At 71.7% G+C, this 7,140-nt stretch carries 7 protein-coding genes; 1 reads left to right on the top strand and 6 read right to left on the bottom strand.

Features of this window, described 5'->3' with window-relative positions; all coding sequences use genetic code 11:
- Positions 1 to 163 precede the first annotated feature (163 nt).
- The 6 genes from ABZX90_RS43575 to ABZX90_RS43550 all read right to left on the bottom strand — a co-directional run bounded on the left by ABZX90_RS43575 (position 164) and on the right by ABZX90_RS43550 (position 5,888).
- Positions 164 to 1,456, bottom strand: coding sequence for a hypothetical protein (locus ABZX90_RS43575; RefSeq protein WP_355213699.1), 1,293 nt, complete (start codon positions 1,454 to 1,456; stop codon positions 164 to 166).
- Positions 1,457 to 1,518: 62 nt separating this feature from the next.
- A complete protein-coding gene (locus ABZX90_RS43570; protein WP_355213698.1) occupies positions 1,519 to 2,637 on the bottom strand; it encodes a hypothetical protein in 1,119 nt (372 codons plus the stop codon).
- A 5-nt stretch (positions 2,638 to 2,642) separates the two neighbouring features.
- Entirely contained in the window at positions 2,643 to 3,623 is a 981-nt protein-coding gene (locus ABZX90_RS43565; protein ID WP_355213697.1) for a hypothetical protein, read from the bottom strand.
- A 30-nt stretch (positions 3,624 to 3,653) separates the two neighbouring features.
- Positions 3,654 to 4,379 (bottom strand): LPXTG cell wall anchor domain-containing protein, encoded by a 726-nt coding sequence (locus ABZX90_RS43560; protein ID WP_355213696.1) that lies wholly within the window; start codon positions 4,377 to 4,379, stop codon positions 3,654 to 3,656.
- 287 nt (positions 4,380 to 4,666) lie between these two features.
- Positions 4,667 to 5,230 carry an ATP-binding protein gene (locus ABZX90_RS43555; RefSeq protein ID WP_351135237.1) on the bottom strand — a complete coding sequence of 188 codons (564 nt, stop codon included), beginning with the start codon at positions 5,228 to 5,230 and terminating at the stop codon, positions 4,667 to 4,669.
- A 289-nt stretch (positions 5,231 to 5,519) separates the two neighbouring features.
- The gene (locus tag ABZX90_RS43550) at positions 5,520 to 5,888 is read right to left on the bottom strand and encodes an STAS domain-containing protein (protein ID WP_351135239.1); all 369 of its coding nucleotides are present in this window, start codon (positions 5,886 to 5,888) and stop codon (positions 5,520 to 5,522) included.
- A gap of 252 nt (positions 5,889 to 6,140) precedes the next feature.
- On the opposite strand from ABZX90_RS43550, the gene ABZX90_RS43545 reads away from it, so the two are divergent.
- On the top strand, positions 6,141 to 7,049 hold the full coding sequence (locus ABZX90_RS43545) for an RNA polymerase sigma factor SigF (protein ID WP_355213695.1): 909 nt from the start codon (positions 6,141 to 6,143) through the stop codon (positions 7,047 to 7,049).
- The last annotated feature ends 91 nt before the right edge of the window (positions 7,050 to 7,140 follow it).

Raw genomic sequence — 7,140 nt, 5'->3', positions numbered from 1 at the left:
GGAGCGCCTCCACCTCCGCGCCCTCAACCTCTGCGTCCGGCGCGCGCCCCCGGGGGGGGGGCCCCCCCCCCTTCGCCGTTTCCGCGGCCGGTCGGTCACCGTGCCGCCGCCCCGGCCGCCGTAGCCGCTCCTGCGCGCCGGGCGGCCTCCGCGGGGGCGTGGATCAGCGCGTCCGCCGCCCCGGCATGAAGGTGAACACCGCGCCGCCCAGCAGGATGACCGTGCCCGCCACCAGTCCGAGCGCCTTGAGCGCGCTGTGACTGTCGGAGCCCGTCTCCGCGAGGCCGCCCGAGGTACCGGCGGAACCGGAGCCGGACGAGGTGGACCCGCCGCCCGACGCGCCGCTCGCCTGCTCCGACGTGTCCAGGGTCAGGGACACCGCGGACTCGGTCGGGGTGCAGGTCGTCGTCGTGCCCAGGGCCATCACCGTCAGCACGCCCGGGGAGAGGGTCGACTCGCCGGTCGCGCCCGGCTTGTAGGTGCCCGTCAGATCGGGGACCTCGATGGGGTCGCCGGACTTGATCGCCGCTGCGTTGGTCGGGCCCTCGACATGCACGGTTCCCTTGTCGGCGCCTCCGAGGGCCACCTCCATCGACGGCTTGACCGAGTCGGCGGGGATGTCGGCCGGGCTGTCCATCACGGACTTCTTGAACTGCACGGTGAGGTCGTAACTCCCGCCGTTCTTCTTGGCGTTGATCTGCACGGGGGAGGTGGCGTTCTTGTCTCCGATGGGCGTCTTGCACGCGTAGGGGACGGAGACCTCCTTTCCCGTGAAGTCGGTCTGCCCGCCGTCGCCGCCCCCGTCGGAGCCGCCGCTGTCACTGCCGCCGTCGGTCCCGCTGCCGCTCGGCGACGGGGTGGCCGACCCGGTCGGCAGCGTCGGCAGAGCGGTCGGGAGGGTCGGCAGGCCGGTCGGGAGGGTCGGGGTCGGGGTGCCGCCCGTCCCGCCGCCGGTCACCTTGATGGTCGCGGAGGACTTCACCGTCTCCTTGGGCGTGCACTTGGTGTCGGTGGAGATCGGCTTGCTGACGTTGATGTTGTACGCGTCCGGGGTGAGCGTGACATCGCCCGCCGCCGTCAGTTTCAGCTTGCCCGTCATGTCGGACAGCTTCATGGCGCTGTTCTTGGGGATCGCGGGGTTCTGGCGCGGTCCCTCCATCGCGATGTCCGCGGTCTGCGCGCCGCCCGCCTTCAGTGTGCCGGTGGGCTTGACGGTGTCCTTGTCGAGGTCGAGGACATCGGGGTTCTTCGAGGCGGCCTGGGTGAACTTCCAGGTGATGGTGACCTCGTCGCCGACCTTCGCCTCGGCGGGCGCGGTGATCTCCACCTTCGTGGTGCCCTGCACCGGGGGCAGCCCGGAGATCGAGGGCGGAATGCATTCCGTCTTGTACGACACCTCGGCGGCCTGCGCCGGGGCGGCGGCCACCCCCAGCAGGATGCCCGCACCGCCGAGCATCAGCGCGACCCCGGCCGCGCCCGCTCTGCGGCCGGTCGCCGGTACCACTCTCCGTTGCGTGCTCACGTATGTCCCTTTCTCGTCTGCGTCGTCGGACCGTTCTCGTGCGGTGCGGAGAGCTGACCGTGCGTCGCGGTCCCCGGATCGTTGTCCGGGGTGAACCACGGCAGGGCCGGGACCGGGGAGGCCGAGGCGCTCGCCGGTGTCTGCGGGGAGGGGCTCGCTGAGCCCGTCCTGGGCATGCGCAGGGTGAGCTCGGTCAGCCGGAGACCGCGGTGGCGGCCGGCCCGTCCGGTCGACCTGCGCGGGCGCATCCGGTCCACCACGGCCATGCCGACGCGGAACACCGCGGCCGGGACGACCACGCAGAGCAGGATCCAGAAGAGGGTGACGCCCCAGGGGCGGCCCACGCCCCACGGCTGTTCGGCGAGCACCTTCCCGCTGTACTTCAGCGAGACCGTGTAGTCGCCGTGCGCCCCGGCCGACAGCTCGACCGGGAGCCTGATCTGCGCCTTGCGGCCGGGCGCGATGGTGCCGCGCCACTGCTGTTCCTCCCACTGCGGGGCGAACACCCCGTGGGAGGTGCCGACGGAGAAGACGGGGTTCTTCACCGGGGCGGTGCCGACGTTGCCGACCGTGAAGACGAGGGTGCGCGCGGGAGGTGAGCCGAACCAGGTCAGCAGACCGCTCGACCCGTCGAGCCGGGTGTCGGTCAGCACCGAGAGCCGGCCGCCGCTCTCCTCCTTCGGCAGCGGCTCGACCGAGTGCCCGGCCACCATGAAGATGGCGTCGGCCTCGGCCTTCTCGCCCGTCACGGTGGCGACGTGCACCACACAGGGGCACGGCTTGGGCGGCTCCGCGACCGGCAGCCTTTTGCTGAAGCCGCCCTTGGCGTCGGTGGTGACGGCCCGACCGTCTGCGTTGGCGCAGGAGTTGGTGCCGCCGATCACCCCGCGCGAGGGCACGGACTGCCCGCAGATGAGCATCATCAGCAGCGCCCCGGGCCGCCATCCGCTGCCGGTCACGGTGACCGAACCGCCCGTCCCCGCCTCGGACTCGGACAACTTCACGCTCGGTTGCGGGGCGGCGGACGCCGGGGACATCGAGGCCACCCCCGCCAACAGGACCAGGACGAGGGCCGGCACCGCCCCCAGCGCCGCCATCCGCATCTTGCCGCCCAGGACGCTCACGACACCGCTCCCGTCAACTCGACTTCCGTGCGGGACTGTTCACTGGCCCCGTCGTCTCCCGACCGGCGCCCGTGACGCCATGACACCCGCATCGCGGGCCGCCCCCGTCGCCGTACGGCGAAGAAGGCGCCCAGTGCCGTCAGGGCGCCTCCGGCTCCGGCCACCGCCCCCCACGGCACGAACCGGACCGACGCGCTCGCCGTGGAGCGCGCACCGCCCGCCGCCGTCACCGTCAGCCGCACGTCGACCGCGTCGAGCGCCGGGCGGTCGGCCCACGCCTCGCGGAGCGTGACCCGGCGGCCCGGCAGGAGCTCGACGGGCAGCGTGCGCGGGGCACGGTCGAGCAGCGTGCCGAAGACCCCGTCGGCGTGCACGGAGAGCCGCGGGGTGAGGACCGTGGTGCCGCGGTTGACCAGCTCGTAGGAGATCCGCCCGCCGCGCACCCTGACGTGCTCGACGGTCAGCGCCGACAACGCCGGTCCCGCCACCCGCAGGTGGACCCGGACCGCCGCGGTGCGGCCGCCGCCGCTCGCGACGATCGCGCCGGGATGGTCGCCTGGCGCCGCGCCGGCCGGGACGGAGACGGTGAACGGCACGTCGGCGCGGGTGTGCGCCGGCACCCGTACGGACAGGTCCCGCACCGCCGTCCGGCGGCCGTCCGCACGTCCGGCGAAGGCGATCCAGGCGCCCGTGTCCGTCGGCCGTTCGCGCACGGTGAAAGCCCCGTCGGCGGTGTTGTCCGCGTCGGCGCCGCGCAGCCGGACGGTGAGGGGTCGCGCGCCCGGGTTGAGCACGGACACGGAGTCCTGAAGGACCGTGCCGGGCGCGCCCTCCGCGTAGACGGAGGGCCGCCCGTCGGCCGAGCCGCCCGCGGCCGGCACGACGGACCAGCCCTCGGCGGCCAGGGCCGTCGGTGCCGCGCTCAGCAGCACCAGGGTCAGGCCCAGCACGCGGGCAGCGGGAAGTGCGTACGGCATGCGGCGGCTCCAGGTCGTGGTGCGGGAAGGTCAGCGGCGTACCGCCTGATGCCTGCGTGTCAGCCACAGCACGCCCGCCGCGCCCGCGAGCAGGACCGTGCCGCCGAGTGTGCCGAGGGCGATCGCGGAGTCCTCGGGGCCGGTCTGCGGCAGAGAGCCGCCGGAGTCGGTGCCGCTCTGGGTCCCGCCGGAACCCGAGGTCGACGAGCCCGAACCGCCGGAGGCCGCCGTGACGTCGAGGGTCAGCGAGGGCTTGGGGCTGTTCGAAGGGGTGCACGTGGTCGTGGTGCCGAGGGCCTTGATGGTGAGGACGCCCGCGGTGAAGGTGACCTTGCCGGACTTCTTCGGCGTGTACGTGCCGCTCAAGTCATTGATCTTGATGGGGGTGTTGGCGGGGATCGCGGCCGCGTTGGCCGGTCCGCTGACCGCCACCGTGCCGCTGTCCGCGCCGCCCACCTTGATGACGGCGCTCGGTGTCATCGCGCCCTTGCCGAGCTCGACCGGGCTGGAGGAGACACCCTTCTGCCAGGACATGGTGAGCTTGTAGGCGCTGCCGCTCTTGACGCCCTTGATGTCGATGGGCGAGACGGCGCTCTTGTCGCCGATCGGCGTCTTGCACTGGTAGTTGACGTCCACCACGTCGGCCTGGGCTGCGGGGGCGGCCATCAGCACCGCCGAGCCGGCCAGGGCCGCGGCGAACGCGAGCGCGGCGGTTCGTTTCTGGTACGTCCGGTACGACACGGGCCTGCCCCTCATTCCTGACGGCATCCTTGGCGATTTCCTGACGGAACATCAGATCGGCCGTCAAGGTACGCCCGGGGACTTGTGGAGGGAAGACAAAGTGCGCGCCGGATCCGTGGGGATCCGGCGCGCACCGGGTGACGTACGAAGAAGGGTTCGAACCGCGGGTAACCAAAGGCGGGCACCGGGAGGGCGGTTCGCGAGGGCGGTCGGGCAGCCGCCCGGGAGGACGAACCCGGCGGGCGCGGCGAGTGGAGGGTTCGCGAAGGCGGCGGTCCTGAACGGTGGACCGGGCGAGCGGGTTACGCGGGAGCGCCGAGCTCCGCCCACACGGTCTTGCCCGCGACTCCGGGAGTCCGCACGACCCCCCAGTCCAGACAGAGCCGCTGCACGATGAACATGCCGTGGCCGCCCGGCCGCCCGGCGCGATGCGGGGTGCGCGGGGCGGGCTGACCGGCCCCCCGGTCGGAGACCTCGATGCGCAGCACCTTGTTGTCGCAGGAGATCCAGAGTTCGTCCGGGCCCTCGGCGTGCAGACAGGCGTTGGTGACCAGCTCGGAGACGACCAGCAGGACGTCCTCGGCGGCAGCCCGCCGGTCGGCGCTCGCCGCGGGCAGCCAGCCCCACGCGTACAGCGCCTGCCGGGCGAAGTCCCGGGCGAGCGGTACGACGCCGCTCTCGCCGTCGAAGTTCAGTCTGCGGGCCTGGCGGCCGACGGGCGCGGCGGCCGAGTCGGCCGGGGAGGTGCCGTCTCCGGGCGTCCCGGCGTCCAGGGGCGTCACGCCGTGGGCGGACACCCCGGAAGCGCCGCCGTCGCCCGACTCCGGGCCGCGGTCGCCCGGCGAGCAAGGCCGGGTGGTGCTCATCAGCGCTTCACCTCACCGATTCACCGGTTCACGATTCAAGACTCGGTACGCAGTACGGATGGATCAATACTCAGTACGGATGGATCAACGGCTTTCGCCGTTCGTGGATCGACGACTTTCGCCGCGCCGCCCGCCGGCCGGTGCGCCGCCGACGTATCCAGGATGTCTCCTGCCCGACGGAACCGTCCGAACACCCACTTTTTCGGCACGGAACCTGTGACGCGAGTAACGCGTCGATCACACAGGGGCAACCGGGACATAACGGCACCATGGTCGAGGGGCTGCCCGATCAGTCGGACAGGGCCGCCTCGAGCGTGTCGTGGACGGTGAAGACGGCCTCCGCCCCGGTGATCTCGAAGACCCGGGCCACCACCGGCTGCATCGCCGCCAGATGGACCCCGCCACCCGCGGCCTCGGCCTTCAGCCGGGCGCCGAGCAGCACATTGAGCCCGGTGGAGTCACAGAACTCCAGACGCGAACAGTCGACGACGAGCCGCGCGTACCCCTTTTCGAGGCACTCCTCGAGTGGCTCACGCAACAAATCGGCCGTGTGGTGATCCAACTCACCCGCGGGGGTCACGACGGCACTTGTGCCCTCTTCCCGCACCTCGACAAGAAGCCGGCCAGACTGTGCGCTGCCGACCGTCCCGCGGTCCATGCCGTCTCTCTCCCGAGCGTCGCGACTACTGATGCATGCACTCGAACACTACGCCTTCTCTACGTCACCCGACACCCGAACAACCCCCCGGAAATGGACATTTCACCACAGAGGGCACTTGCGGCGAGTTCGGGAAACCGGGTAGGGCTAGTAGTGACACCTATCCGACCCGGCCGGCTTTGGAGGCGCCGCACACCGCAGTGCACGTATTGGCATCGGCGGCCATATGCCGAGAACGATGGAGGAGACACCATGTCACCCCGGCTCGACGCATCGCAGACCCTGACGGCGACGTCGACATCTTCTCTGGAACACCCGGAGCACGTCGACGAGACCGGAACCGGCGAAGTCGACGGACTCGCGGGCCTTCCGGAGATCCCCCCGTACGACGAGGTGGGGCCGGTGGACGCACGCGCCCTGTCCAAAACGCTCTTCGCGCGGCTCGAATCCCTCGAAGAGGGCACGCACGACTACGCCTACGTCCGCAACACGCTCGTCGAACTCAACCTCGCCCTGGTCAAGTTCGCCGCCTCCCGCTTCCGCTCCCGCAGCGAGCCGATGGAGGACATCATCCAGGTCGGCACCATCGGCCTGATCAAGGCGATCGACCGGTTCGAGCTGAGCCGCGGCGTCGAGTTCCCGACCTTCGCGATGCCGACGATCATCGGCGAGATCAAGCGGTTCTTCCGCGACACCTCCTGGTCGGTGCGGGTACCCCGCAGGCTCCAGGAACTCCGCCTCGACCTGGCCAAGGCCGGCGACGAACTCGCGCAGCGGCTGGACCGCGCCCCGACCGTGGGAGAGCTGGCGGAACGCCTCGGCATCAGCAACGACGAGGTCGTCGAGGGCATGGCCGCGTCGAACGCCTACACGGCCAGTTCGCTGGACGCCCAGCCCGAGGAGGACGACTCCGAGGGCGCGCTCGCGGACCGCATCGGCTACGAGGACAACGGACTCGAAGGCATCGAGTACGTGGAGTCCCTCAAGCCGCTGATCGCGGAACTCCCGCAGCGCGACCGGCAGATCCTCTCGCTGCGCTTCGTGGCGAACATGACCCAGTCCGAGATCGGCGACGAACTCGGCATCTCCCAGATGCATGTCTCCCGGCTGCTGTCGCGCACCCTCGTGCGACTCCGGAAAGGCCTGACCGTCGAGGAGTGACAGGGCTTCGCGGCCCAGGAGGCCGCGCATCGCAGCGGGGGCCGGCGCCCGGGGCGCCCGCGCCCCCGCTGAGCGCGAGACCGCCCCGCCC

Origin of the sequence: Streptomyces sp. NPDC002935, assembly GCF_040611295.1 — a bacterium.
GTDB lineage: Bacteria > Actinomycetota > Actinomycetes > Streptomycetales > Streptomycetaceae > Streptomyces.
The sequence above is the reverse complement of the archived record's forward strand: the minus strand, read 5'-3'. Positions and strand labels throughout refer to the sequence as shown.